General features: G+C 63.9%; 1 pseudogene. It reads left to right on the forward strand.

Going from position 1 to position 1,099, the window contains the following annotated elements:
• Positions 1 to 1,099: pseudogene (locus ABZS61_RS34870) on the forward strand (hypothetical protein); the annotation flags it as partial.

Genomic DNA, 1,099 nt, shown 5'->3' on the forward strand with positions numbered 1-1,099 from the left:
GCTGGCGGTGGTGTACGACAGCACGTCGAAGGACAAGGTGACGCTGGCGGGCAAGACGGGCACGACGCTGTCGAACGTGGCGGCGGGCAAGGCCGACCTGGATGCGGTGAACGTGTCGCAACTGAAGTCGTCGGGCCTGATCGGCGAAGACGGCAAGTCGATTGCTGCGGTGACGTACGACAAGAAGGCCGACGGCACGCCGAACTACAACTCGGTGACGCTGGGTGGCGGGAAGTCGACGGGTCCGGTGACGCTGTCGAACGTCGCACAGGGTAAGGCCAACACGGACGCGGTGAACGTCGAGCAACTGACGAAGGCGATCAGCGAGGTCGAAGGCGGCATGAACCCGTTGGCCGTGTCTTACGACAGCGTGACGAAGGACAAGGTGACGCTGGCCGGTGGCAAGACGGGCACGACGCTGTCGAACGTCGCAGCCGGCAAGGCCGACATGGATGCGGTGAACGTGTCGCAACTGAAGTCGTCGGGTCTCGTCGGCGAGGACGGCAAGTCGCTTGCAGCGATCACGTACGACAAGAACGCGGACGGCACGCCGAACTACAAGTCGGCGACGCTCGCCGGTGAAGGCGGTACGAAGCTGTCGAACGTGGCGGCGGGCAAGGCCGATATGGACGCGGTGAACGTGTCGCAACTGAAGTCGTCGGGCCTGATTGGCGAGGATGGCAAGTCGGTCGCAGCAATTACGTACGACAAGAACGCGGACGGCACGCCGAACTACAAGTCGGCAACGCTGGCCGGTGAAGGCGGCACGAAGCTGACGAACGTGAAGGCGGCCGAACTGTCGGCGAAGAGCACGGACGCGGTGAACGGCTCGCAACTGTTCGCGACGAACGAGAACCTGGGCAACATGAAGGACGCGCTGACGGATGGCGGTGTCCTCGACAAGACGACCGGCGAATCGCTGGCGGTGGTGTACGACAGCACGTCGAAGGACAAGGTAACGCTGGCGGGCAAGACGGGCACGACGTTGTCGAACGTGAAGGCCGGTACGGCGGATCTGGACGCGGTGAACGTGTCGCAACTGAAGTCATCGGGCCTGATCGGCGAGGACGGCAAGTCGATCGCCGCGGTGACGTACGAC

Source organism: Streptomyces sp. NPDC005566 (assembly GCF_040605575.1).
GTDB lineage: Bacteria > Actinomycetota > Actinomycetes > Streptomycetales > Streptomycetaceae > Streptomyces.